Raw genomic sequence first — 26,291 nt, 5'->3', positions numbered from 1 at the left:
TCTGACTATCCGCACGCACAGAGAATCGCAAACAATCTTTCAACCCGTTAATTACTGACGATCCTATACCGCCAGATCGTAGGGCAAGATTATTTTCCCGAGGCGACGCTGCGGGAAACCCGCTCACAAAGCGGTATTCGTATTGTCATTCTATTAAGAAAATGCACGGCTTGTGCAGTGAAGGGTACTGCTGGCTATAAAACACACCGATTACCTGGAGCCAGTGTGGACTTTGTTACTTTCTGCTGCTCCAAAAAGTAACGCAAAAAGGAGACCCAAAATAATGCTCCACTATTTTGGGGTAGCCACGCACCCAGGCTTATTATACAGTTATAGGGCTGAGGTATTGTATTCCGGACTGATGTATTTTAGACAGGCTTCATATCAAAACACGAAACACTATCGTCATGCCGGATACCGCTGTAGATACTGCTTTACGGCTTAGGTGCCCTATTTTAAGTATTTTTCTTACGCCATTTCTGCGCGATGTGTACTGCTGTTTCGAGCATGTGCGGCTGCCATGCCTCTACCTGCCAACCGGTACCGGCGAGAGAAGAATGAGCCAGCCTTTGGCGCGCATCTTCATAGCCGGCGCTGCTCTCCAGTATCGCCGACAGTTCTAGCTGCTGGTTATGCAGTGTTGCTGATTCCACTACAGGGCCGGCCGGCAGGATATCAGGTGGTAAAAAGGCCTCCGGCAGGAAGGCAGCGGGCTGTGCCGTGGCGGCCGATACGATCTGCTGCATGCGTATAAAGTCGTTGCGGAATGCCTGTCTGCTGGGCTCCGTCGCCAGGCCGGTACCCAATTGCTCCATCACCACATATTTAAGACAAGGACAAAGGGGAATCGTTTTTTCGAGGAGCACAAACACCTCTTCAGGCACGGTATCGTCGTGCGTATCCCGGCGCACAGATTTACCTTCAAATAAAGCCGAAGGCTCCCAGCTACCACCCGAAATGTGGATCTCTCTTACCCGGTGCAGGGGATAGCGCTTAATGAGCGTATCGAAGTCCAGGGAAAAATTATGCAGCTGGCAATACAGGTTATGGAGATCGAGTATGATAAAACCGTTCAGTGGCTGCAGCAGCTCTTCGAGGAAGGCGCCGTGCCGCTCCACTTCTTCCAGTGAATAGGAAAAGGCCAGGTTCTCCAGGCCCACCGGGCATTGGCAGGCATCGTAAATGCGGGCGAGGCGGTCGCGACCCAGCGCGAGCGTTTCGGCCGTAAAAGGAATGCCCAGCGGTGCGCCATGATGGAAATCGGCCCCTGTCATGAAGCCGAAATGTTCCGTAATATGATCGAAATGGTATTTCCGGCAAAGTGTCCGTAATTGATCGAGCCAGCGCTGCTGCTCCGGCTGCCAGCGCCCCGAAAACAGGGAAAAGAACACCCCATGCCCGATAAGCCGCTTTTCCTTACTAAAGGCCTCCAATAGCTCTTCAAACCATACAGGAATGGTTTCCAGCCGGAACAGGGTATCGAACGCCCACTCGATCGCCTCCACGCGAGCTTCCTCAAATAAAGGTAAAGATGCCGACAAAATGCCGGCATCCAGGTTACACGCAATAGTTGATCTTAGTGGTTCGTATTCCATTCTGTTAGTCGATAGCTGTTCTGTAATATACTTCTTTATCCCATACCACAACCGGGACAATTGCCACCGGGTTGTGGTGGTTCCGGGTTGGAATGTGGCGGCTGTACCTGCTCCCCGGCTTGGGCGCCGGTTTGGGGTGTAATGCGATTTGTTTCCTTTTTGCTGCAGGAAGTTGCTGCGGTTTGCACGGTAATCCCCACCAGTATGGCGCCTAGTAATGCTTTCGAGACCTTCATGATTTTGTCTTTAGTGATGAATGATACAGTTCCTGTCTATATAGACGTGCAACCGGAGACGATTCTTAGAAGCTGCTCCTATTTTTTTCATCCCCTGCCGCAGGGAGGACAATTGTCGCCTTCCCCGGGCAAAATTTGCTGCCGGAGACCGTTGCTTAGCTGTGGGGTATCGACCGGGGCCGGGAGCCGGGTAACGGAATCACGGACGATCTGGCCAACCTGCGCTTCGGGCTGCTTTCCGGCAGGACTGCTCTGGCAGGCGCTGGCCAGGAGGGCCAGGCTCAGGGTGTGTAAAAGGGCTGCGGGTATTTTCATAACGTCATTTTAAAATAAGATGCTATCGCGTCGCCGATTCCATACCGGGCTTCACAATTTTACTAAAGGGCTCAAAGACAATTTGCGGATACCGGGTAAAAAATTATTTTTGCACCCTGTCTGACTATTTGTCTAAAACTTAACCTGTTTATGAACTTTCAACTTTCCGAAGAACAACTGGCCGTACAGAAGGCTGCCCGCGATTTCGCCCAAAATGAGCTTCTGCCCGGCGTGATCGAGCGTGACGAGCATCAGAAATTCCCCGCCGAACAGATCAAGAAGCTGGGCGAACTGGGTTTCCTGGGTATGATGGTAGATCCTAAATACGGCGGTTCGGGAATGGATGCCATATCTTATGTGCTGGCAATGGAAGAGATATCCAAAGTGGATGCTTCGGCTTCGGTAGTAATGAGCGTAAACAACTCCCTGGTATGCTGGGGTCTCGAAACCTACGGAACAGAAGAACAAAAACAAAAATACCTGGTGCCCCTGGCTTCCGGCCAGCTGATCGGCGCTTTCCTGCTGAGCGAACCCGAAGCTGGCTCCGATGCTACTTCTCAAAGGACAACTGCTGAGGACAAAGGCGACCACTACATACTAAATGGGATCAAGAATTGGATCACCAACGGAAATTCCGCTTCTACTTATCTCGTTATTGCCCAAACCGATGTTGCCAAGAAGCACAAAGGCATCAACGCCTTTATCGTGGATAAGAACACTCCGGGCGTTACTGTGGGCGCAAAAGAGAACAAGCTGGGTATCCGCGGCAGCGATACGCACAGCATTTCTTTCCAGGATGTAAAAGTGCCTAAGGAAAACCGCATAGGCGAAGATGGCTTCGGCTTCAACTTTGCGATGAAAACCCTGGGCGGTGGCCGTATCGGCATCGCATCCCAGGCATTGGGTATTGCCAGCGGTGCTTACGAGCTGGCGCTTAAGTATTCCAAGGAACGTAAAGCCTTCGGCACCGAGATCATGAACCACCAGGCCGTGGCCTTCAAGCTGGCCGATATGGCTACCCAGATCGAGACTGCCCGCCTGCTGTGTCTTAAGGCCGCATGGCTGAAAGACCAGGGCCAGGATTATACGCTGGCAGGCTCCATGGCCAAGTTGTACGCCTCCGAGATCGCCCAGAGCGTGACCAACGAAGCGGTACAGATCCATGGTGGCTACGGTTATGTAAAAGAATTCCACGTAGAACGCCTGATGCGCGACGCGAAGATTACCCAGATCTACGAAGGTACCAGCGAGGTACAAAAGATCGTGATCAGCCGTACTGTTCTGAAATAATTACCGCTTTAATTAAAAAAAGAGAAGTCAAGTTTCGAAAAACTTGACTTCTCTTTTTTTAAAATTTAACCTTTGCCCTTGCGAAGACTCTCACTACTGAAGGGTAGCTTTAGATTATGGCCGTTACCGATATCGATGAACAGATCATACAGTTGTGCAGCCGTGAGGTTGATGTAGACAAAGGATTTGATCTGCTAATGAAGACGTACGGCCAGCGGCTATACCAATCTATCAGGCGCATGGTCGTAGGTGCACAGGATGCCGAAGATGTGCTGCAGGAAACCCTGATCAATGCCTTCAGGGCCATAGGAGACTTCAGAAGGGAAAGCCGCCTGTACACCTGGCTCTATGCCATCGCTACCCGGGAATGCCTCCGCTTTTACCGGCAAAAGAAGCTGGTGCTCAAGGGGTTTGACGACGAAGGACAATGGTTGGCCCGGACTTTATACGCGGAAAATGATCTTAAAGCGGAGACAATATTGCTGAAATTTCATGAAGCGATCCTGCTCCTGCCCGAAAAGCAGCGCCTGGTATTCAACATGCGCTACTTCGACGAATTGAGCTACGAAGAGATCAGTGGCATCACCGGTTCCTCGGTATCGAGCCTGAAAACGAATTACCACTACGCTTTCGAACGTATTAAAAAACAGTTGCGCCATGCCGTATGATATGGAAGAGCAGGAAGATTACCTGAAGCAGCATTCTCCCTACGACCTGGATAAAGGACAATGGGAAGCGATGCAGCAAAGGCTCAAAGCGAAAGTGCTGGCCGACAGGGCGCAGCATGCACCGCCGCGCCGTAGAAAACGGCTCTGGCGACCGGCGGCCAGCCTCGCAGCAGGAATCGCACTTATTCTATCGCTATATGTGGTGCAACGGGAAAACGGTCCGGCCGGCAAGGTGGCTACCGCTCCGTCGCTGACCGCGGAACAAAGGCTGGACAAAGCCATAAGCGGCCTCAGCGACGCCGACCTCAGCTGGGTCCATCAATTAAACGAAGAGGAGCTGCCGGAAGCCGGCGAACCTGATGAAAACGAATAAATATGAACAACACACTCTTGATTACCCTTTTTAGCCTTTTCCTTTTGTCGATGGCTCCGGCGGCAACCGCCCAGGAGGCTATGGCTCCGCCGCCGGCCAGGAACCATGCCCTGCAAAAGGTAAAAGAAGCCCGTTGGGCCTTTATTGTCGACAGGCTGCAGCTCGACAAGCAGCGCGCCGGCCGCCTGCAACCGGTTTATAATGCCTATCTGGCCGAAAAAAGAGTTATTTTCAAGGGTAGTCTGCAGCAAAAATTAAAGGACAGGCAGGACCTGAACGATGATGAGGCCGATCGGCTGATGAACGAACGGCTGGAAAATGCGAAGAAATTACTCACCGTTAAGGAAAAATACAAAAAGGAATTCCTGAAGATAATAAGCCCAAGGGAATTGCTGTCGTTGCAGCAGGCCGAGCAGGACTTTGCGCTCAAAATACAGGCCGAGCGGCAGAAAAGACAGGCCGGCCGGCAGTAAGTTAAGGGTATGCGTGTTAAAACCCGAATTAAAAGTAAAAAAATTTTGGATAAATAATAAAAGGCCTTACCTTTGCAGTCCAAAAAAATATTTAATTAACAGGAATGCCTACTATACAACAATTAGTTCGTAAGGGACGTACTCAGATCAAAGCCAAATCGAAATCACCCGCATTGGATGATTGCCCTCAGCGTCGCGGAGTATGTACCCGTGTGTACACGACAACGCCCAAGAAGCCGAATTCTGCGCTGCGCAAGGTAGCAAAAGTACGTCTGACCAACAAAATTGAGGTGATCGCCTATATTCCCGGTGAAGGTCACAACCTGCAGGAGCACTCCATCGTGCTGATTCGCGGTGGTCGTGTGAAGGATCTGCCAGGTGTACGTTACCACATCGTACGTGGCGCTTTGGATACTGCCGGCGTAAAAGACCGTAAGCAAAGCCGCTCTAAGTACGGTACCAAAAAGGAAAAAGCGAAAAAATAAGCCATACTTATTCCTCTTTGGATAAGCGATGACAAGATTGTACACAAAAAGCTGAGTAAAGTTTTAATACTTGAAGAAATTCAGCCTGAAATTTAAAAATTAAAATCGATGAGAAAAGCGCAAGCTAAAAAACACCCTCTGGCTCCGGATCCTAAGTTTAACGACAAACAGGTTACCCGTTTCGTAAACACTATGATGTGGGCCGGTAAAAAGACTACTGCTTTCAACATTTTCTATGATGCGGTTGACAAGATAAGCCAGATCACTTCTGAAGATGGCTATGAAATCTGGAAGAAAGCTTTACAAAATGTTACCCCTTCTGTAGAAGTACGCAGCCGTCGTATCGGTGGCGCTACTTTCCAGATCCCTTCTGAAGTACGTGCCGATCGTAAGATCTCTCTCAGCATGAAATGGCTGATCCGTTTTAGCCGCGAGCGTAACGGTAAGACCATGGCTGATAAGCTGGCTAACGAGATCATCGCAGCAAGCAAAGGTGAAGGTGGTGCATTCAAAAAGAAAGAAGATACACACCGTATGGCTGACGCGAACAAGGCATTCGCTCACTTCCGGGTATAACCCTTATATATTTTTTGGAAAAAAGCCTGCAAACATCAGTTTGCAGGCTTTTTCATGTGACGTTCTATCCTGATCAGGCGGGTGTGGCTTTCTCTCCGCCGTCTTCTTTTCCTTTGAACAGGTCTTTCAGGAAGTTTTCCGCATCGGCCCAGTGGTCCTTAAGCGATTCGCCTCCTTTGGTAGTCAGTTCCGAAAAATAATCCTTGGCCTTTTCAAAGGTGGTTTCGGCTTCGTCTTTCACCTTACCGGCCTTTTCCTTAAGGCTGGCCATCAGCTTTTCTTTTTCCTCATCGCTCATGGATGAATATTTGAGGGCCGCCGCACCTGCAGCTGCGCCCAGGAGGAAGGTGGCGATATGCTTTGCACTTACGCTCATAGCTTTTTGTTTTAATCGTTTAAAGTTCCTCAATATTTTGCAACCGTCCCTGCCGGTCACCGAATTTCATATTGTTTTAACGTTGTTGCGACCGCTAACAAGCGCCGCAGCTGCTTTGGGTTTAAGCTCCGTTAACATTGATCATCATTTTGCCCTACCTTACTTTTTTTCAGTTCAAAATAACTATTTTTGAGCGTTCAAAAAAACTGACAATAAACAAACTATGGCTGAAGTAATCCGTATGCCGCTCCTGAGCGACACGATGAAGGAAGGCGTGATCGCTGAGTGGCATAAGAAAGTGGGTGACAAGGTAAAATCAGACGACGTTATTGCCGAAGTGGAAACAGACAAAGCCACAATGGAAGTAATGCCTTATGTAGAAGGCACCTTGCTTTATATCGGCGTGGAAAAAGGGAAAGCGGCCCCGGTGAACGGTATTATTGCCATCGTGGGTAAAGAAGGGGAAGATTACAAAGCCTTGCTGGAAAAAGAAAGTAAAGGCGACGTTGCTCCTGAGCAAAAAGACAACAAGAAAGAAACGCCTAAGGAAGAACCGAAGAAAGAAGCTGCCGAAGCCCCAAAAGCCGAGGCTAAAAAAACAGCCAAACCCAAACCGGGCGATGCCACGGTAGTCCGCATGCCGCTGTTGAGCGATACCATGAAGGAAGGCAAGATCGTGAGCTGGCTGAAGAATAAAGGCGATAAAGTGAAATCGGATGATGTGCTGGCCGAAGTGGAGACCGATAAGGCCACCATGGAGGTAATGGGCTATGCCGACGGTACCTTGCTGTATATAGGCGTGGAGGCCGGACAGGCCGCGAAAATAAACGACATTATCGCTATCGTAGGAAAAGAAGGCACCGACATTACCCCTTACCTTGAGGACGATGGCGCTGAAGAACAACCAGCAGCCGGTAATGATAAAAAAGAGGAAGCCGGCCAGGCCGCTCCGCAGAAAGAAAGTACGCAAAGCCATGCTACGGCTGGATTTGAGCAGACGCAAGATGACGACCGGCTAAAAATATCGCCCCTGGCCCGTAAAATGGCCAAGGAAAAAGGGATTACACTCAGTGAACTAGAAGGCAGCGGTGAAGGCGGCCGTATCATTAAGCGGGATATTGACAACTTTAAGCCCAAACCGGCTGCCCAACCTGCGGCAACTGCCGCTTCCGGTGTGGTTGCTGCTCCGGCCGGACAGGAAAGCCATACCGATAGGCCGCTGTCGCAAATGCGCGCGGTGGTGGCACGCCGCCTGAGCGAAAGCAAGTTCAGCGCACCGCACTTCTACCTGCGTATGACCATCAACATGGACAATGCCATTGAAGCGCGTAAAGCCATGAATGAGGTATCGCCGGTGAAGATCTCTTTCAATGACTATATCATTAAAGCCTGCGCCATGGCGCTGCGCAAGCATCCGGCCGTGAACAGCAGCTGGATGGGCGACTTCATCCGTGAAAATCATCATATCAGCGTCGGTACCGCAGTAGCCATCGAAGACGGGCTCATTGTACCGGTAATTAAATTTGCCGATCAGAAATCCCTGTCCCAGATATCGGCCGAAGCTGCCGACCTGATCAAGAAGGCACGCAACCGCAAGCTGCAGCCCCAGGAGTTTACCGGCAATACCTTTACCGTGTCCAACCTGGGTATGATGGATATCGATGAGTTCACAGCTATCATTAACCCGCCCGACGCCTGCATCCTGGCCATTGGCAAGATCGAAGCCGCACCGGTGGTGGAGAATGGCCAGGTGGTTGTACGCAACCTGCTGAAGCTGACTTTGAGCTGTGATCACCGTGTGGTAGACGGTGCTGTGGGCGCGGCCTTTATGCAAACGCTGAAGGCCTACCTGGAAAACCCGGTGACCATGCTGGTATAAGCAATAAGAAAAAAAATATATCTCAAAAGAACGTCGGTTGTGCCGGCGTTCTTTTTAATTTTATACAGCACGGCCACAGCAGGCCGCACGACCCTACCCTATGCTCCCTCCTATGCGCGCGCTCCCCGTGCTTTGCCTATTGCTCTTGTTATCCTGCCGTCAGCAGGCTGCAGAACGTTCTTTTTATTACTGGAAGAACCATTATGAAAGCGATATGAGCAATACGCTCAGTGACTCGCTGGCAACTTCTTTTGGTATCACGCATTTTTATGTACGCTACCTGGATGTGGACTGGAGCGAGCAGATGCAGATACCGGTGCCTTCGAGCGGCCTTGGTTATGCCGCTTCGTTGCCATCAGCTATGGCCCCTCGCTATACGCCGGTGATCTTTATTACCAACAGAGTGTTTGAACGGATCAGCGACCGCTGGTGCGACGACAGCCTGGCGCTGAAGCTGAAGGCGATCGTGGATGAAAAAACAAAAGCGATCAATGAGGCTTATCTAACTACGGTTGCCGACAAAGTAAGGCCTCCATACGTGGCGGGGCAAGTATACAACGAGGATTCGCTGCGTAGTCGCTTAAGAGACTCCCTGGCAAGGTCCCCGGAAGAAATACAGATCGATTGCGATTGGACGGTAAAGACAAGGGATCGCTACTTCCGCTTCCTGCGCAGCCTGAAGAAACAATTTCCCGGCTTCGCGATATCCGCTACCATCCGTCTTTTTCCCTACAAATACCCGGGCAAAATGGGCGTACCGCCGGTTGATCGCGGCATGCTGATGTGCTACAATATGGACCGGGTAGACAACAGCCGTGCTCGGAATTCCGTGTTCGACCTGGCGACCATGAAGCAATACCTGACGGATAAGCAATACCCGCTCCCCCTGGATGCCGCCCTACCCGTATTTGGCTGGTACGCCTGGTTCCGGGGCAATACCCTGAAGGGCATCATTTATCCTGCAGAGCTGGGCGACAATGATCTCCGGGATCATTTCGGCAATAGTGGCAACGGTTACCTGCTACATGAAGACTATACCATAGGGAATCATTACCTGCGTGAAGGCGATGTGCTACGAAAGGAAATGCCCGAACCGGCCGCACTGGAAGAAGCAGCGCAGCTGCTACAACAGCAGGTAAAAGGCTTGCGCCGGATCAGTTTTTTCCATTGGGATACCCGCCTCCTGAATACTTACGACAACACCATAAGGAAGATCTATGCTACGTTCTAGCCTTGCCCTGCTGCTCATATGCCTGGCCTTTGCCAGCCTGGCCTGCGGACCTTCCCTGTACCTGGACGAAGGTCGCTTCGCCCTGTTCAGACCCGACATCGGCAGCGGCCCCTCTTTAGAGCCCTTTTATTATTCCGAACGTTTCCTGAACAGCTATTCGCCTGATCCTGCGGGTAAAGATTACCAGCGTAACTGCGCCGAATGGCTGGCTTATACCGGTGGAAAGGTAAAGATGGGCGATATCTATACACTACAGTACCTGGTCGATCCCGATGCCTTCTTCTATGCCTGTACGGTGAAGGATGGCGGCAGCCTTAAAGACAATACTTTTTTCCAATGGCTGCGACGGCATAAAGCGGCTATGGAATATATGACGCTGGCGAAACGCTTCGAGTTTGCGCAATTCAAACCGGCTGATCCCTGGAATACCAGTAACGAAGACCCGGACGGTGCGCTCCTGATAGAGGTTGCTGACGCGGCAGCCGCCCGTTGCCGTAGCGCAAGAGATCCTTTTCTCCGGGAACGCTATGCCTTCCAGGCCATTAAAGCCGCCTACTATATCCCGGAGGCCGATTCGGTAAAATGGTATTTTATACAATACCTGGCGCACAGCAAGTCCTTGCTTAAAGGCTGGGCCTTGCTGTATTACGGCATGTCGCAGGAAGGGACGGCACGTACCCGGTCGCTGCTACAGTCCTTCGATCTCTCGGAGGAAAAGAAAGTCTTCTGCTATAACCATATCAGCCGTTCCGACCTGGATTCCTTACAGGCGGTAGCAACCGATAAAGAGACCCTGCAGCTGATCCGTATCATGCGGGCCCTGAAGACGCCGGGAAGGGCGCTGGACCTGCTGAGGGAGATCCGTGCGGCAGATCCCGAATCACCTTACCTGTTCCTGCTTATCGGCCGTGAGATCAACAAGGTGGAGGATTGGCTATGGTCGCCGGAAGTGCTGCAATTCCCTTCGGCGATACAGGAAAACGTATTCCATCGTTTATTTCCGGACAGCCTCTGGTGGGATGGCTCATATGAGCGTTACGCGATAAAGAATCAGCAAAAGGACAAACAATACCTGGCCGATCTTAAGGATTTCCTTACAGAACGTATGCAGCCCCGGGAAGCGGACCGCCAAAAACTGTTGCTGGCCCTGGCGCACCTTGACAATATACAAGGCCATTATGCAACGGCCCTGATGCGCCATCAGGACATGCCGCCTTTTGCCGATACCGCTATGGAGATCCAGCGCCTGATAGACAAAAGCATTGCCCTGGCTTATGTGGGCGATGTGCTCCAACCCGCATTACGGCAACAGCTGGCGGCCAATATCCTTCGCCTGAAAGCCCTGAACCCGGCGATGGATACGGTAAGGAAGAATGAAGATTATTATGATTGGTATGCCAGTGAGGATGCGACCATGGAACGCAACGACGATCTGGGCGAGCTGCTGCTGCTATTGAGTCGGCGATTCCACCAAAAGGGCGACCAGGTTACCGCCGGGCTGCTGTACAATAAGGCCAACCTGACACTCAATATTTATGACGGCAGCCCTTATATTAGCCCGGAGGGTGCGTACTACCGTTATATAGCCTGGTGGGACAGGGAGGCGGCTCCGGAAGATATCGATAGCGTGCTGGCCTATAAACATCGCCTGCCCCGCAACGATTGGGAACGGTTGATCTACCCTGGCAGCTGGGCCGGCGACGATTTTTACAAAGACCTGAAAGGCACGCTGCTCATGCGCCGCAAGCAGTACAAGGAAGCATTGACTGTATTTAGCAGCATGGACCCGCGCTTTTGGGAAGGCTTTTACGAATACAAGCATTACCTGCCCTTGAGCAGCATCGCCTGGCTGGGTACGGTAGCGCCATGGGACACCGTTGCTGCGCCACGCTATGCGATGAATAGCAAACGCCTGATCGCGGCCGACCTGGTAATGCTGCAGGACAGCATCGCCAGGGAACGCAACCCCGAACGGCTGGCGGCTTATTATTACCGCCTGGGCAATGCGCAATACAGCATGACCTATTATGGCAAGGCCTGGATGATGATGAGCTATGGCTGGTCGTCGCGCGAGGGCAAAGGAGCAGTAGGCAGCTTTGCTTATTTTGCTTTTTATCCCAATAACCAACGGTACGGCGCCGATTATTATGAATGCGAGGAAGCTATAGCGCAATATAAAAGAGTATTGGCGCTGAGCCGTAACCGGGAAAAAAGAGCGGCAGCACTGCTGATGCTCAGCCTTTGCGATGAGCAGGCGCATGCATATAACAATAGTGGCACGGACAACCAGGAGCACTTTACTTCCGGTTACCGGAGCCAGGCCCTGCGCAGCTATGGGCGTACCCAGGCCGTGAACGATGCGCAGATGTATTGTCCTTATTTCAACTGATTGTCACTGGCATGAACACAGGCCGGGATAAAAACCCGAAATTTGCCGGGCTGATCAATACCAATTGCCTGCATGAACAAGCTGACCTATACACTCCGGCGCCGACTCCTTTCCCCGCTCAATGCCTTTATACAGGATAGCCGGGCAGTGGGCATTACCCTGATGGCCTGTACCCTCATCGCGCTGGTATGGAGCAATACCAGCGCCGGCAACGGTTTCATTGGCTTTTGGGAAAAAGAGCGAACCTTCCTGCCTGCCCCGCTGCATTTGCCGCATAGCCTCGTGCACATGATCAACGACGGACTGATGGCCCTGTTCTTTCTCCTGGTAGGTATGGAGATCAGAAGAGAGTTGCTGCAAGGCGAGCTGAACGACCGGCGAAAGGCAGGCCTGCCCGTTATTGCCGCATTGGGTGGTATGTTGCTTCCGGCATGCCTGTATGCGGCTTGCAATACGGACTCGGGCTATGCCGGCGGCTGGGGCGTGCCTATGGCTACAGATATCGCCTTTTCGCTCGGTATCCTTTCCTTGCTGGGCAGCAGGGCGCCGCTGCAGCTCAAGGTACTGCTAACCGCGCTCGCCATTATCGATGATCTTGGCGCCATTGTGGCTATCGCCCTGTTTTATACCGACACGATCCACATGGGCTATCTGCTTGGCGCCGGTGGCATCTTTGCTGTCCTGCTGCTGATGAACCGGTTGCGGCTACGCTTGCACTTACCTTATTTTGTATTGGGTATTGCCCTTTGGTATTGCTTGTTCAATTCCGGCGTACATGCTACCCTGGCGGGCGTGCTGTTGGCCTTTGCCCTACCGATCAAGTCCATAACACGGCTGGAACATCGCCTGCATGTTCCCGTTAATTTCTTTATTCTTCCTTTATTTGCCCTCGCCAATACAGCCATCCGATTTCCCGGTAATACCGGGGCATTGCTTCAGTCACCGGTCAATTATGGCATTCTTGCAGGCCTTATCCTGGGCAAGCCGCTGGGCATTACCCTATTCAGTTACCTGGCCGTAAAGCTGCGCCTGGCAAGCCTTCCCGCAGACCTCGACTGGCGGCATATCCTGGGCATGGGACTATTGGCCGGCATCGGCTTTACCATGTCCATCTTTATTGCCATGCTGGCTTTTGACGAGCACATGGTGCAAACGACGGCTAAACTGGGTATATTGATCGCCTCGATGGTATCGGGAATTACCGGATATGTTTTTTTATACCGGAAAAGCGTTGCATCTTCGTCAGCCAAAAAATATCCGGAATAAGCCTGTCCCGAATGAAAAAAGTATTTCCTAATCCAGGGCGCCGAAACCGGCTTGCTTATGGCTCCATTGCCTTATTTCATTTCCTGATGCTTTGCCTGGTATTCCCCGGGCATATGTTCCACCCGGACGAGTACATGCTGACCGTAGCAGGCGACGGTCTGAAGAATAACTACACCCTCGTCAGCTATGTGAAAGAGCCCATCGGACCGGAAGGGATATTCAAGTACAATAGCTTCAGCTATCCTTTCGGCGACTATGTGTACGCTGCGGACAATACGCCGCTCTTCGCTATTCCGTTCCGCTGGTTCTGTCACCATATATGGGACCTGTCGGATCATACGGTAGCTTTCTTTAACTATTTCATCCTCGTCAATATCCTCATATGCGGGCTGCTGGCCTTCTTCATCTTCAGGCGACTGACCGGGAACGCGCTCCTGTCCTGGCTTATGGCGCTCATACTGCCCTGGACCAATTTTCAGCTGATGCGCATCTCCGGCCATTACAACCTGTCGCTAACCTCTTTTTGCCTGACCGCAATTGCCCTGTTCCTGTGGTGGCAAGGCGCTGAAGGCCGTACACGAAAGCAGGCATTTATCGCCTTGCTCATGAGCTTTTTTGGCTTTTGCGGCTTCCTGGCCCATGGCTATTATTTTATCATTATTCCTGTGTTCCTGGCGGGTATGCTTTTCTTTTCCGGCCTGCTCAAGCTACGCAGCCGTTCTGGCCGCATCGCTATGCTCAGCTCTGTGGCCATGCTTGCGCTTACTGCGGCAATGGCCTGGGGTACGATGAAGCTAACTGATGGTTATTTCAACCAACGGCAACCCTATGCCATGGGTTACGACTGGATGGAACAGAAGACCAATTTTTCGCTGTTGTTCACCCATTATTCCTTTCAACGGCTGTTTTTTCCTTTGTGGATCAATAAAAATGCCGATGGTATCGAGTTGATGGCTTATCTGGGTAATACGGGTTTATATACACTGGCCTTGCTGTTCCTGATCAGTGTGTTTTACAGGCCTTTCCGGCTGATGATCATGGAAAGCCAGAAGGAGTTCTTCCGGCAGCCGCTCACCTTTGGTATTTTCTTCTCGGGACTGTTGCTGCTTTCCATGTCTTTCGGCGAAAATTATTATCCCCTGGAGGAGGGACTGAAGCTTACCTTACCCTTTCGTATACCTATAGAATTTTCAGTTGCGGAAGGGGTACCTGTATTGCTTCTTTGTGTGGTCTGCGGCTACGCTGTGGTACGCATGCTCCGTCCCGGAAGCCCCCTGCATGCACCCTTATCTGAGACTAAAGGACAAAAGGCTGGCAAAATAGCAACCTTTTACCTGATCAGCGCTGTGGTGCTGTATCTCATGTTCGGGCACTATCATGTCCCTTATGTACGGAACTATGCCAATCCGGTAACCTACCTGCATAAGCTTACCCGTATGGTAGAGCAGTTCCGCAGCATAACACGGCTGGCATGGCCCTTTTACTGGACCTTTTATATATGGGTGATCTATACCCTTGCCTGGGTATTCCGGAAAGTGAACCGCTATGCGCGCTTGTTTATCGTTAGCAGCGTATTGCTGCTGGGTGGTGCGGAAATGATCGACTATGGCGCCAGGTTGCACGGATCGGCCAATGATCCTTCTGTTTTCAGCGAAAAAGAAATGGCCGGATTCCGCTCGCTGCGCATTCCCTTCGATCGATACCAGGCCATACTCCCAATACCCTATTACAACGCCGGATCGGAAGATTATTCTGTAACCCTGAACGACATTCACGAGGTAAGCCTGTTCAGCTTTCAGTTGCAATATTACAGCGGCCTGCCCCTGATGAGCTGCAAGATGAGCCGCACGCCACCGGTCTTTTCCCGAGACTTCCTGATGCTTGTAAGCCGCGATAGCTGCAGCCCGGCTTTGCGTGCCCGGCTGAATGCCAAACCGGTTTTGCTGGCGGTGCACAGGCAATATCTCCGCGACTCGACCCAGACCGCCGCCGTTCCCGACAGCAAGACCGAGCCGGCCAAAAGCGAAGCTTACTGGCAGGCCAATCAGATTGTAGAACGAAACCATCTGCAGCCTATAGATAGCCTCAACGGCGTCTACTTTTACAGCTGGAGTCCTCAGCAATCAAGATGAGGCAGTCTTACCATCAGTAAAGAAGCGCCGATCTTTTTCCTGGTCAAATTTTTCCTGGTTGTAGGCCGTAGACTGCCCTCTGGCGATCGACAGCGACTGCCAGTCCTTGTCCCGGATCATTTTGGCCAGGTATACGATCTGCCCCGAATGATAAGCATAATGTGCCACCTGCCGGGTAAGCGCTTCCAATACGGTATGCCCTTCGTTACGGATATAAACGATAGCGGCCATATCCGCTGCTGTCAATCCTTCCAGTGTTGCGCTCAGGCAGGCCCAGCCTTTCTCCCAGGCCGCCAGCATCTCTTCTTTGGAAGCATAGGTATCGGTAAATTCCGCATCACGGTCCCGCCACGTTTTCTCGCCATCGGTGGTCAGGAAATCGGTAAAGCGGGATAGCATATTGCCCGACATATGATGTACGATAATCGCGATACTATTTGAGGTCTCATTGGCACGCCAATGGATCTCTTCTTCACCGAGTGTAGCGATAGCTTTATCGGCGAGGCCTTTGTAGTAGGCAAACATCTTGCTGCCGATGGCCAGGAAGTTTTCAGATGCGTTCATACTAGCTGGATTTTATTTTGGGTTGTATCAGTATTTCAAAGTTGACGGAATTGGCCAGGAAGCACATCTCATGAGCCTTATGATGCAAGCGGTAAGCCTGGTCCAGCATATCGGAGTGGCTTATAGTGATACGCGGCGAAAGCACCACTTCGGTAAAGCGACCGCTGCCACCGGATTGGGTTTCCATAGTACCCCTGGCTTCATCAGTATAGCTTTCTACGATCACCCCCGCATCGGCGCACAGGTGCAGGTACCAGAGCATATGACAGGATGCCAGCGAAGCCAGGAAAAGGTCTTCGGGATTGTGCCTGGCGGCATCGCCCCTGAAAGCCTTGTCGGAAGACGCAGCGATGTCTGCTTTGCCGTCGACACGTATGCTATGGCTTCTTTCATAGGCTGTATAGCCCGAGGTGCCGGTACCTTTATTGCCGGTCCATTCGATCGTTGTCTTGTAGTGATGCAGCTGGCTCATTGTCGTTCGGGATTATGTTGATAGCTCAGGCCGGGCCTGCTCATCAGCCGTTCGGGATAAGGGAACAACTCGAAGCCCGAGCGGCGGTAAAGATCATGCGCATCTTGTGTGGTGAGCAGGAAGCGCCTGAGTCCGAACCGGTCGGCAAGCTGGCAGAACACCTTCATCAGCTCTTTGGAAAGCCCTTTTCCACGGTGTGTTTTCAGTACAAAAATATCGGCAAGGTAGGCAAAGGTCGCCCGGTCGGTGATCATACGGCCGAAGCCGGCTAACTGTCCTTCCGGGTCATATATACCGATGCAGACAGAGCCCTGTATTGCCCGCACTACCGTTTCATAAGGAATGCCCCTGGCCCAGTAACTTTCCTTGTCGAGAAAGGCATGGATGGCCGTCATATCAATCCTGCTTTTCTCAGCAGAAAAAAGATAATCGCCAAAAGAAAAGTTGTCGAAAAGAGGCTCGCCGGGCGTTGTCATACACAAATGTAACGCTGATCGATGAGCAAATAGTAGCATAAAAAATATTTCCCGGATAGCAATGACAATTATCAATAATTAATAGTAAAATAAATCAAATTATCGGTTGCGGCTCCCCCTTGGTTCCGGCCAAATTGTTATCTTTGTGCTCGTTCAATTTTTTTCTTACTCAAAATTTCCGTTTATATTATGGGTTATATTAAGGACCTATTCAAGGAGAAAGCCGACGCGTTGAATGGCGACATTAAAAAGATGATCGCAGAGCACGGTGATTACAAGATAGGAGAAATTACCGTCGCCCAGGTGTACCAGGGTATGCGTGGCATGACTGGTCTCATTACCGAGACTTCTTTGCTGGATTCCAACGAGGGTATCCGCTTCAGGGGTTATTCCATTCCTGAGCTGCGCGAGCACTTGCCCAAAGCAGAAGGCGGTACCGAACCTCTGCCCGAAGGCCTGTTCCATCTAATGCTGCTGGGCGAATTGCCGAACAAGGAAGATGTGGATCATCTTTCGGCAGTATGGGCGCGCCGCTCGCATGTACCCAACTATGTTTTTGATGTTATTGAAGCGCTTCCCGTCAATACGCATCCTATGACCCAATTCAGTATTGGTGTTATGGCGCTGCAGCGTGAATCCATCTTTGCCAAGGAGTATGCCAAAGGTATCAGCAAAAAAGACCATTGGAACTTCGTGTATGAAGATACCATGAACCTGATCGCACGCCTTCCCCGCGTAGCTGCTTATATCTATCGCCGCAAGTACAAAGGCGGCGACCATATCCAGCCTAATGGCATGCTCGACTGGGCAGGCAACTTTGCGCATATGCTGGGCTTTGAAGATAAAGGGTTCTGGGCATTGATGCGCTTGTACATGACGATCCATGCCGACCACGAAGGCGGCAATGTATCGGCTCATACCACACATCTTGTAGGCTCCGCGCTCAGCGATCCTTACCTGTCGTTTGCAGCCGGCCTCAACGGCCTGGCAGGCCCGCTTCACGGCCTGGCCAACCAGGAAGTGATTCGCTGGATAGAAGAGATGCAGCAGGCGCTGGATACCCAGTCGCCTACTAAAGAGCAGATTGCCGAATATATCAAGAAGACCCTGAGCGAAGGCAAGGTGGTGCCCGGTTACGGACATGCCGTGCTGCGCAAGACCGATCCCCGCTTTACTGCCCAGATGGAGTTTGGCAAGACCCATTGTCCCGATGATCCGCTGGTACAGACCGTTTGGAACGTGTACGAAGTAGCGCCTGCTATTCTTGAAAGCACTGGTAAGATCAAAAATCCATGGCCTAACGTGGATGCCCACAGCGGCGCGCTGCTGAAGCACTACGGCCTTATAGAAGAAGATTTCTACACCGTGCTGTTTGGTGTGAGCCGTGCGCTGGGTGTGCTGGCAAGCCTCTGCTGGGACAGGGCGCTGGGCTTACCCCTGGAGCGTCCGAAGTCTGTTACGACCGAATACCTGAAGAAGCTGGTAGTAGGCGAAGCCGTAGATACAGAATAAGCGATAAGTTTATCTCTATAAAAAACCAGAACACCGTTGCGGTGTTCTGGTTTTTTATTTGTCTCGTCTGATGCTTTCTAACGTCTTTAACTCTGTTTCTTATAGAGACTGTTTGTTTTCCTTCAAGCTGTTTTATTAGCGTTCTTGCATGATCCCGAATGGAGAAACCCCAATGCTCTCGACAGCAGTATGCAGTTGCATCGGAGCCTTGTATACAAAACGAAGATTGCCACTAAAAGTGCTGATGGGATAGTGCTTGTAGAGCGTTTGCAACAGAACATCTCTTTGCTCAGGATGTTCATCAAAACGAGCCTTCACCCGGCAATCGATCTCTATATATTTCAAAGGCGCGCCCTGAATGCTATCGTAGATCTTGACAGCAGGCTCAAGATAATCACCCAACTGCTCCCTGAAAATCTGTTCAAGCTTTTTACTTTCCGCTTCATTATACGTACCGGCCACGTAATGCACTGTGCCAGCATCGCTCAACCGGTGCAAAGGCCATAAGGTTATTTTACACCACAGAGTCACAACCGCGACAGAGATAAGAAAGGCCAGCACCACCTTAACCCATTGAGCCTTTGCCGGCACAGCTGTTTGCGGGTCATAATATACGATATGAGTACCGGCTACACGGTCGCCGATCCTGCGCGAAGGATTGACCAGGGTCACAATCACTTCTACCGGCCAAACCAAAATAAACAAATTGCGCACCATGCATTGTAACGGAGTAGCAGCAAGACCGGACTTGTGATCGACTACCTGCAATTTCAACAAGCGTTTGGCAGGGCTGCGACCATTAAAGCTGTCTTTACAGCAATAGACCGCCATGACCGTACAGATCAGATAAGACCAGCTCCCCCAGAGCTTATTGCCTACTCCAACAGAACCGGAGAAGAGCTGCGAAAACTTAGAGGCTATGATCATGAGCAAGGGGATTGCCAAAACCGCAGTCATCAAAAAGTGATCCAGCAACATAGCCGCCAACCGGATCCCTATGGTCACTTTCCTGGGTGTGTTCCACGCAACAGGCTGTGTCATTATTTGTCCTCCCGCTTTTCCACCTTACCTTCGGGTGTGTAATAGTTCCAGGTACCGAAAGGCCTGGAGCGATAGGCTTTCACGGCGATCTTTTTCCAGGCTTTCTTTCCTGTTTCCGGGTCTTCCACCATCACCCGGTCTTCACCATTGTAAGGCTCAGCTTTAAAGAACCGCTCTTCTTTTACCTTGCCATTATCGTGGTACAGCAGCTCTGTACCGGCTTTACAATAGGCATTAACGCCATCTTCAGCGGCAATGACTATAATATCGTATTCCGAAGACAGGTTGCCCTGCTCGCTGAACAACTGCCAGTGCCCGTAGGGCTGGTTGTGATAATAGCTGCCACTGGCTTTCATTTTACCCGAAGAATAATATTCGATCCATTTGCCATGGCGTTGAAAATCGTTGTCGCCTTCGTCGGTATCGCCTTCTTCCAGCAATGTACCGTCGGCGCTCATCAGCTTATAATAACCATCGTCGCTCATTGAGACAACAAGGGAGCCGGCTTTGAAATGATAACCGCCATTCTCGTCCTGTACCATATCGTCAGGATGCGAGAAGTAAGCTTCATACAAAGGCTCTGTTTTTTGGGCAAAGGCCAAAGTGGCGAGCAGGCAAAGGGCCAGGGTGGTGTACAGGTGCTTCATGCGGTAAATATAGCTAATCTGTACAGCCTTGCAAAAGTTTGGGCTTGTCCCAAAAAGGTTCCAAGCCTGTCACACCGGGCAATCCGGAATGTAAACAGGCCTGAACCATAATTTTGGAATGACCCTCTTGCTACCGGATAAGTGTGACGTCTCCTTTCAGCACATAGCTATGATGCTGCGTTCCCTTTTCGTACGCAATGGTAAACATATAATTGCCGGAGGCCGCCGGACTTCCTTTATGTGTGCCATCCCAACCGGCCCCGGGCACAGTGGTGCTGAACACCAGCTCGCCCCAACGGTTGAAGACATTGAACAAATAACCGGCGACTTTGCATTGCGCCTCGATAACCGGTGCGAATACATCGTTGAGCCCATCGCCGTTCGGTGAAAAAGCATTGGGCATACCGGCAATGCAATCACACATTTCATCGTTAACGATATAGTCGTCCAGGCCTTCACAACCGTCTTTGGTCACCCTTACACTGTATTTTCCCGTATGGGTAACAACAATGCCCGGATCGGTACTACCTGTACTCCATTGGACCGAAGCGCCCGGTGGCACAGCAGCGTTGAGGGATATTGCAAACGGTTGCCGCTGGCATACCACAGTATCTTTGCCCAGGTCCTGCTTGAGATCGGTGACCGTGATATTCACAGTATCGCTGGCTGTGCAACCCGATTGGCTTACCACGGCATAGTACTGACCTTCTTTCGTGGCGGTATATACAGGATCGGTGCTGCCGTCCTGCCATACATAGCTGGCGCCTTGTACACCGGGATCCAGCACATAGGCAAAGCCGGCGGTGCAGATAATCGTATCGGATCCCAGGTGAAACCGGACATCTACGGCTTCTACTTTGAACGTATCGAATATCTTGGGACAAACAGGGCCGTACATCACCCAATAAGTGCCCGGGGCAGGAACGGTGCGGGTATTACCCGTGCTGCCATCGTCCCATAGGTAAGTGTAGGCCGGATCCTGGGGCACGGAAAGGTCCGCCGTTGTTTCGGGAGCGCATACTGCTACATTATGCGTATTGAATGTGGTATCGACAGGAGGCAGCCCCGGCACCGGATTACCCAGACCGAAGGCGGCAATGGAACCCGGAGCCAGGGTTACCGCATTCAGCACCAGGTTGGCTGCTGCTCCCGCCAGGTTGGGCGATTCGATCCGGTGCAGAGTGCTGGCCGGTATCAGGCCCAGCAACGACATATCGGTACCGGAAACATATACCTTATCGTCGGGGCCCAGGCGAAGGCCACTGCCCCAGCCGATCGTGCTGCTATTGAGCTCAACCGCCGAAGCCGCTATAGTGCCCGGCACACCGGAGGTAATATCGTACTGGCTAAGTCCCAGGCCGAGTAGCAAACCATGCGTCAGGTACAGCTTGGTATTGTCCGGTGAAAAACAGACATTGTAGACCTGCTGGTCAAAGCTCAGCATGGTACTGGGCGGTGGGAGCACCGTACGCTGGTTACCTGCTGCACCCGTGACATTGTCAAAGTCGTAAAGCTGGAAGCTTCCTCCATAAAGATTAAGCGCGAAAGGAGAAAGAACGAGTTCTGCTGCCACACCACTAAGGCTTATTGCCAGGGTTTTGTTGTCGGGTGAGACGCGCATGCAGCCGCTGTTGAGCTGAAACAGGGGACTGATGTCCAACGTGCCTACCATATTGCTGCAAAGCGATACTACCGGATGGATATTGATGCCGGCCGTGCCGATCTCGAAGGCATGGATCGCGCTGCCGTCGTTGCGCATGGCCACTACCCATATGTTGCAGGCGCCACCTTTGACGGCGATCAGCCGGTCGCAAAGCAGGGAGTCGATCTGTATCCCCTTTTGTCCGGCAACTACATCGCCCAGGCCACCGTTGAGCCCCATGTCTACCACGGAATAATACAGGCGGCCGGCAGCAGGGTCATTGCCCGGCACGGCAGAGGTGGTCGATGTGCTATAGCTGGTTAGCGAAAACACATAGTACTTCTTCGTATCGCCTGGAAAGGGAACAATAAAAGATTGCGCGTCGCAACTGCTGATAGAGCCCAGCCCTGTCAGCGACAGCGTGGGCAGCAGCCCGCCGCCGTTGGGCATAATGGCGCCATTACGATCCCATACCGTATCGAGCGTGGCATATAGCAGCAGCTGCCCGCTACCGTCGGCCACCGACGAGGTGCCTTCGACCGCCTCTATATTGACTGGAAACCCGGCAGGCGTCGCAGGTACAAAGTCAAGACCTGCATGATTGCCGAAGACCCATTTCTTGTTGGCATTCAGCTGGTGGTCGGGTTGCGCGCCGGCGATAACAGCACAAAGCAGAAACAATGATGTAAGCGCATGTATTTTATAGGTCATTCTCATAGGTTTAAAAGCCTTTCAAACTTATAAACCAGGAATGTTAACTGAAGTGAAAGTATGCGAATTAATGCAAAGGATAATTTATTATAAAGCCGCCTGATATATTCAGGCGGCTTTATTGATCACACTTTTATAGACAACCGCTTTGGCATGCCTTGCGGCAATGTTTCGTCCCTTTACTTCCGCTGAAAAAAATGCGAAAAGACCTTAAGGATTTGCCTCCTTTACATAGATCATTACTTCCTTTTTATTGTTTAAAGGGATCGCCATACTCCCGATCCGAGATCAACGCAGAATCAGTAAGGGTATGAAGGAAGGCAATGATCTTTTTCTTTTCTTCTGGCGATAACCGGGGGCCCGTATGTATAGGCCTTAGCCGGGGATCAACACCCGGCCGCCATTGCAGGCTATCGCTGTAATAATCCAGCACGGCCTCCAGCGTCGCAAACCTGCCGTCATGCATATAAGGACCGGTCAGGGCTATATTGCGCAACGAAGGTATCTTGAAGCTTCCCTTATCTGCCGGGCGCCCGGTAATACCGCCTCTTCCCTTGTCGTTATAGCCAGCCTCTGCAAGCGGTTCAAGACCTATATTGCTGAATTGGCCGGTAGTACCCAGGGCATCGGCATCGGTGGTATGACAATGCAGGCAAGCCCCTTTCGTTTGATCGTTCATGAGCACGAGCCCGTCTGTCTCATCCAGGGTCAGGTGGCGTTTACCCTTTAGCACACTATCGTACCGAGAACGGTCCGAAATGATTGTGCGCAGGAATTGACCTATAGCCTTTACAATAACGCTGCTATCGGCCCGTTCTGTTCCGAATACGGTTTTGAATTGGGTCCTGTAAAAAGCGCTGCTATTGATGCGGTCCGTTATCAATGGCCATTGAAGGTTCATTTCATCCGTGGCGGTCAGCGGATGCGATACCTGGGCCTCTATGCTTGCTGCCCGCCCGTCCCAGAATAAAGCCGGATACCAGGCCAGGTTAAACAACGGAGGCGTATTTCTTATCATCAATACTCCTTCCGAACCTTTGCTGAACCGGAGGGATGCATCGCTGAAAGCCACGGCCTGCTTATGACAGGAGGCACAGGACATATTTTTACGGGCGCTCAGTATTGTGTCGTAAAACAGGTAACGCCCCAAACGGGCGCCGGCATCCGTAACCTTGTTTGTACTATCGACCGGCATGGCCGGAAAGAAGGGAAAGCTCCTGAACCGATAAGCTTCAGGAGCGTCTTTCCTTCCAGCAAGCAGCAACAGGCAGCTGCAGACCAGCAATGTAATGATGACTTTATTCATCGCTGCCGATATTATCAATGCCGGATCACGACAGGGAAAGTTTCTGTTCTGACGTTGGTCTTTATACGCAGATAGTAGGTACCTGCCGGCAAGGTCTCCACATCAAAATAGAATTTCACCGGAATCTTCTGCCATTGCTTTATAACCCTGCCCTGCACGTTGATCAGCTGCATATTCTCTATGATATGGAATTGGTTCAGCCTTTCGCCGGAAAGGTATATTCGCTTATCGACGGGGTTAGGATAAACATCGAAATACCGGGTTTGATAAGGGTCCTGTATTGAGGCGTGAAGACCGGTGAGGTGTATCATCAGGTTATCGATCATCCAGCCATCCCTGTTGTGGCCCACCGTATCGGTAATGAGCGAGTAGCGAAACCATAAGGTATCGGTCGTGGCGTTCAACCAGGAAATATCAAAACAGAGCCAGACGTCCTTCCATTGAGTATCGCTTCCGCTGAAGACGAAAGCGCCATCGGGCAAGGTATCCCGGTTGCTGCTGCTGAACCCGTAAAAATTATAGACATGCGGGTTGTTGAATACATTTTCCCAGGTAGCGCCCTTGTCCGTGGAATATTCGATCATAGCACCCTCGCGACCGGGCTCCAGGTCCAGCTGCTGCGTCCAGCGCAAGGCGATTACTCCCCATGCTACAGCCGGCACGTAATTGAAATAAAACCGCGAGATATTATGGGCGGGACAGGGATTAATGGTATCGGTAACCAAAGCATTGGGCAGGGTAAATGCGGCATTAAAATGCTGCTTGGATGGTGGCCCTACCTGCCAGATATTACCGGCGCTGGTATCCATCGTGATCCGGATAGCAGAAGCGGGATTAGTTTCATCACCATCAAAATACTGCTGTTGTACGCCCATCTGGGCAACTGCGGTAATGGTAGCCAATAAGGCAGATAAAATAAGTAGATATTTTTTCATAGTAAAAGGATTTATGAACAAATATAATATATACAAACAAGATATACTACTGACATTAAAATATGACAATTGCCTGACATTTCTATAGAAAAAATGATACATCCCTATAGCGATAGCTGGGTTTAAACAATAACAAAAAAGACTGTCCCGGAAGACAGTCTTTTCAATTTGGTGTTGTATAAAATTACTTGATATAGCCGAGCAGCTTCAGCATGCTTTGCGGCGACTGTTCTTTGGCATAGAGCCAGTCTTCGAGTTCCCCTTCCTTATTGTATTCTACCACTACATGCTTGGGCGAAGGGATCATGCAATGCTTGATACCGCCATAGCCGGCCAACTGGTCCTGGTAAGCGCCTGTATGGAAAAACCCGATATAAAGCGGCTCATCGTTCTTTTCTTTGCTGGCCTTGGGCAGGAACACGGCATTGATATGCTCTTCTGAGGTATAAAAATCGTGACTGTCGCAGGTAAGACCGCCAAGGTGCACCTCCTGGTATTCTTCTTCCCAGCGGTTGATAGGCAGCATCAGGAATTTTTCACCAATACCCCAGGTATCGGGCAAGGTAGTAATGAAGGAGCTGTCGATCATGTACCAGATCTCACGGTCGTTCTGCATTTTCTCATCGAGCACGCTGTACACTACTGCGCCGGCTTCTCCTACGGTAAAGGATCCGAACTCGGTATAAATATCGGGTACCGGCACTTTATGCTGCTTGCAAACCTTTTTAATGGTCGCTACGATCTCGTTGGCCATGTACTGATAATCGTATTCAAACCCCAGCGAATGCTTGATGGGAAAGCCACCGCCGATATTCACACTGTCCAGTTCGGGACATATTTTCTTCAACTGGCAATACAGGTTGACTACTTTATTGAGCTCGCTCCAGTAATATACATCATCCTTGATGCCTTTATTCATGAAGAAATGCAGCATCTTCAGCTGAAACTTATTATTACCCTTGATCTTGTCGATATAGAATTCAAGAATGTCCCTGCTACGAATGCCCAGCCTTGAGGTATAAAAGTCGAAAGCAGGCTCTTCTTCTGCCGCGATGCGGATACCGATCTTCACCGGATCCTTCGACCTGATCAGCTTTTTATAATCGTCAAATTCGTTCTTATTGTCCAGGATGGGAATCACATTTTTGAATCCGTCGTTGATGAGCCGGGCAATATTACGGGTGTAGGGCTTGGTCTTAAACCCATTGCAGATGATATAAGTATCCTTGGTGATCTTACGACGTTTGTACAGCTGCTTGATGATCTCGATATCATAAGCAAATGATGTCTCAAGGTGAACATTCTGCTTCAGCGTTTCTTCGACGATAAACGAAAAATGTGAGCTCTTGGTGCAGTAGCAATAATAATAATTACCGTCGTAGCGATGCTTTTTAATGGCATCGTTGAACATCTTTTTTGCTTTAGCCACCTGCTGACCTATCTTAGGCAGATAGGTCAGTTTAAAAGGCGTACCGTATTTATCGATAAGCCCCTTAATATCCACTCCGTTAAAGCGGAGATAGTTATTTTCCACGTCGAATCCCTCCTGGGGAAAGTGAAAAGTCTGGTCGACCAGATCGCTGTAGGTATTGTTCATTTTTTACGCCGCAGTAAAAGAATGTAAAGAGATATTGTCGTATTTTTTAAATGCGTTGCAAATGTACAAGTACTTTGGGATAATCATCCGTAAATTTTACCCGC

25 protein-coding genes are annotated in these 26,291 nt (G+C 50.8%); 12 read left to right on the top strand and 13 right to left on the bottom strand.

Features of this window, described 5'->3' with window-relative positions; genetic code table 11:
• Positions 1-455 precede the first annotated feature (455 nt).
• The 3 genes from DZK30_RS03450 to DZK30_RS03445 form a co-directional block, all read right to left on the bottom strand.
• Entirely contained in the window at positions 456-1,595 is a 1,140-nt protein-coding gene (locus DZK30_RS03450) for a multinuclear nonheme iron-dependent oxidase (RefSeq protein WP_118972670.1), read from the bottom strand.
• A 35-nt stretch (positions 1,596-1,630) separates the two neighbouring features.
• Complete coding sequence (locus tag DZK30_RS25640) at positions 1,631-1,831, bottom strand: chryseobasin-related MNIO class RiPP peptide (protein ID WP_162902809.1); 201 nt, start codon at positions 1,829-1,831, stop codon at positions 1,631-1,633.
• Between the two features lie 87 nt (positions 1,832-1,918).
• Positions 1,919-2,146, bottom strand: coding sequence for a hypothetical protein (locus DZK30_RS03445; RefSeq protein WP_118972669.1), 228 nt, complete (start codon positions 2,144-2,146; stop codon positions 1,919-1,921).
• Positions 2,147-2,296: 150 nt separating this feature from the next.
• Here DZK30_RS03445 and DZK30_RS03440 point away from each other — a divergent pair, with 150 nt between their 5' ends.
• From DZK30_RS03440 to rpsG, 6 genes are all read left to right on the top strand, one after another.
• Complete coding sequence (locus tag DZK30_RS03440) at positions 2,297-3,436, top strand: acyl-CoA dehydrogenase (RefSeq protein WP_118972668.1); 1,140 nt, start codon at positions 2,297-2,299, stop codon at positions 3,434-3,436.
• 116 nt (positions 3,437-3,552) lie between these two features.
• Positions 3,553-4,104 carry an RNA polymerase sigma factor gene (locus tag DZK30_RS03435; protein ID WP_118972667.1) on the top strand — a complete coding sequence of 184 codons (552 nt, stop codon included), beginning with the start codon at positions 3,553-3,555 and terminating at the stop codon, positions 4,102-4,104.
• Entirely contained in the window at positions 4,094-4,477 is a 384-nt protein-coding gene (locus DZK30_RS03430; RefSeq protein WP_162902808.1) for a hypothetical protein, read from the top strand. The genes DZK30_RS03435 and DZK30_RS03430 overlap by 11 nt, the downstream gene beginning before the upstream one ends.
• A gap of 2 nt (positions 4,478-4,479) precedes the next feature.
• The gene (locus tag DZK30_RS03425; protein WP_162902807.1) at positions 4,480-4,950 is read left to right on the top strand and encodes a hypothetical protein; all 471 of its coding nucleotides are present in this window, start codon (positions 4,480-4,482) and stop codon (positions 4,948-4,950) included.
• 104 nt (positions 4,951-5,054) lie between these two features.
• Positions 5,055-5,435, top strand: coding sequence for a 30S ribosomal protein S12 (rpsL, locus tag DZK30_RS03420; RefSeq protein ID WP_118951131.1), 381 nt, complete (start codon positions 5,055-5,057; stop codon positions 5,433-5,435).
• A gap of 108 nt (positions 5,436-5,543) precedes the next feature.
• Entirely contained in the window at positions 5,544-6,011 is a 468-nt protein-coding gene (gene rpsG / locus DZK30_RS03415) for a 30S ribosomal protein S7 (protein ID WP_118972664.1), read from the top strand.
• A 73-nt stretch (positions 6,012-6,084) separates the two neighbouring features.
• Here rpsG and DZK30_RS03410 read toward each other — a convergent pair whose 3' ends face one another.
• Complete coding sequence (locus tag DZK30_RS03410) at positions 6,085-6,387, bottom strand: hypothetical protein (protein WP_118972663.1); 303 nt, start codon at positions 6,385-6,387, stop codon at positions 6,085-6,087.
• A 223-nt stretch (positions 6,388-6,610) separates the two neighbouring features.
• Here DZK30_RS03410 and DZK30_RS03405 point away from each other — a divergent pair, with 223 nt between their 5' ends.
• From DZK30_RS03405 to DZK30_RS03385, 5 genes are all read left to right on the top strand, one after another.
• Complete coding sequence (locus DZK30_RS03405) at positions 6,611-8,266, top strand: pyruvate dehydrogenase complex dihydrolipoamide acetyltransferase (RefSeq protein WP_118972662.1); 1,656 nt, start codon at positions 6,611-6,613, stop codon at positions 8,264-8,266.
• 112 nt (positions 8,267-8,378) lie between these two features.
• Positions 8,379-9,497 carry a hypothetical protein gene (locus tag DZK30_RS03400; RefSeq protein WP_162902806.1) on the top strand — a complete coding sequence of 373 codons (1,119 nt, stop codon included), beginning with the start codon at positions 8,379-8,381 and terminating at the stop codon, positions 9,495-9,497.
• On the top strand, positions 9,484-11,886 hold the full coding sequence (locus DZK30_RS03395; RefSeq protein WP_118972660.1) for a hypothetical protein: 2,403 nt from the start codon (positions 9,484-9,486) through the stop codon (positions 11,884-11,886). The genes DZK30_RS03400 and DZK30_RS03395 overlap by 14 nt, the downstream gene beginning before the upstream one ends.
• 72 nt (positions 11,887-11,958) lie before the next feature.
• Positions 11,959-13,152 carry a Na+/H+ antiporter NhaA gene (gene nhaA / locus DZK30_RS03390; protein WP_118972659.1) on the top strand — a complete coding sequence of 398 codons (1,194 nt, stop codon included), beginning with the start codon at positions 11,959-11,961 and terminating at the stop codon, positions 13,150-13,152.
• An 11-nt stretch (positions 13,153-13,163) separates the two neighbouring features.
• On the top strand, positions 13,164-15,284 hold the full coding sequence (locus tag DZK30_RS03385) for a hypothetical protein (RefSeq protein ID WP_118972658.1): 2,121 nt from the start codon (positions 13,164-13,166) through the stop codon (positions 15,282-15,284).
• Here the strand turns inward: DZK30_RS03385 and DZK30_RS03380 are convergent.
• From DZK30_RS03380 to DZK30_RS03370, 3 genes are read right to left on the bottom strand one after another with little or no spacing between them, the layout of a single operon-like run.
• A complete protein-coding gene (locus tag DZK30_RS03380; protein ID WP_118972657.1) occupies positions 15,276-15,848 on the bottom strand; it encodes a DUF1572 family protein in 573 nt (190 codons plus the stop codon). The two genes, DZK30_RS03385 and DZK30_RS03380, sit on opposite strands and share 9 nt — an antisense overlap.
• Before the next feature lies 1 nt (position 15,849).
• The gene (locus tag DZK30_RS03375; RefSeq protein WP_118972656.1) at positions 15,850-16,320 is read right to left on the bottom strand and encodes an OsmC family protein; all 471 of its coding nucleotides are present in this window, start codon (positions 16,318-16,320) and stop codon (positions 15,850-15,852) included.
• A complete protein-coding gene (locus tag DZK30_RS03370) occupies positions 16,317-16,796 on the bottom strand; it encodes a GNAT family N-acetyltransferase (RefSeq protein WP_118972655.1) in 480 nt (159 codons plus the stop codon). The genes DZK30_RS03375 and DZK30_RS03370 overlap by 4 nt, the downstream gene beginning before the upstream one ends.
• A gap of 189 nt (positions 16,797-16,985) precedes the next feature.
• On the opposite strand from DZK30_RS03370, the gene DZK30_RS03365 reads away from it, so the two are divergent.
• A complete protein-coding gene (locus DZK30_RS03365) occupies positions 16,986-18,308 on the top strand; it encodes a citrate (Si)-synthase, eukaryotic (RefSeq protein ID WP_118972654.1) in 1,323 nt (440 codons plus the stop codon).
• A gap of 135 nt (positions 18,309-18,443) precedes the next feature.
• Here DZK30_RS03365 and DZK30_RS03360 read toward each other — a convergent pair whose 3' ends face one another.
• From DZK30_RS03360 to DZK30_RS03335, 6 genes are all read right to left on the bottom strand, one after another.
• Positions 18,444-19,349: an RDD family protein gene (locus DZK30_RS03360; RefSeq protein WP_118972653.1), complete on the bottom strand. Its 906-nt coding sequence runs from the start codon at positions 19,347-19,349 to the stop codon at positions 18,444-18,446.
• A complete protein-coding gene (locus DZK30_RS03355) occupies positions 19,349-19,996 on the bottom strand; it encodes a toxin-antitoxin system YwqK family antitoxin (RefSeq protein WP_118972652.1) in 648 nt (215 codons plus the stop codon). Before DZK30_RS03355 ends, DZK30_RS03360 begins: the two co-directional genes overlap by 1 nt.
• Before the next feature lie 130 nt (positions 19,997-20,126).
• Positions 20,127-22,349: a gliding motility-associated C-terminal domain-containing protein gene (locus DZK30_RS03350; protein ID WP_162902805.1), complete on the bottom strand. Its 2,223-nt coding sequence runs from the start codon at positions 22,347-22,349 to the stop codon at positions 20,127-20,129.
• 250 nt (positions 22,350-22,599) lie between these two features.
• On the bottom strand, positions 22,600-23,655 hold the full coding sequence (locus DZK30_RS03345) for a cytochrome-c peroxidase (RefSeq protein WP_118972650.1): 1,056 nt from the start codon (positions 23,653-23,655) through the stop codon (positions 22,600-22,602).
• A 14-nt stretch (positions 23,656-23,669) separates the two neighbouring features.
• Positions 23,670-24,590 (bottom strand): T9SS type A sorting domain-containing protein, encoded by a 921-nt coding sequence (locus DZK30_RS03340; RefSeq protein ID WP_162902804.1) that lies wholly within the window; start codon positions 24,588-24,590, stop codon positions 23,670-23,672.
• Positions 24,591-24,774: 184 nt separating this feature from the next.
• Positions 24,775-26,187: a type III PLP-dependent enzyme domain-containing protein gene (locus DZK30_RS03335; RefSeq protein WP_118972648.1), complete on the bottom strand. Its 1,413-nt coding sequence runs from the start codon at positions 26,185-26,187 to the stop codon at positions 24,775-24,777.
• Positions 26,188-26,291 lie beyond the last annotated feature (104 nt).

The sequence above is a fragment of the Taibaiella koreensis genome (genome assembly GCF_003545715.1).
Lineage (GTDB): Bacteria > Bacteroidota > Bacteroidia > Chitinophagales > Chitinophagaceae > Taibaiella > Taibaiella koreensis.
The sequence above is the reverse complement of the archived record's forward strand: the minus strand, read 5'-3'. Positions and strand labels throughout refer to the sequence as shown.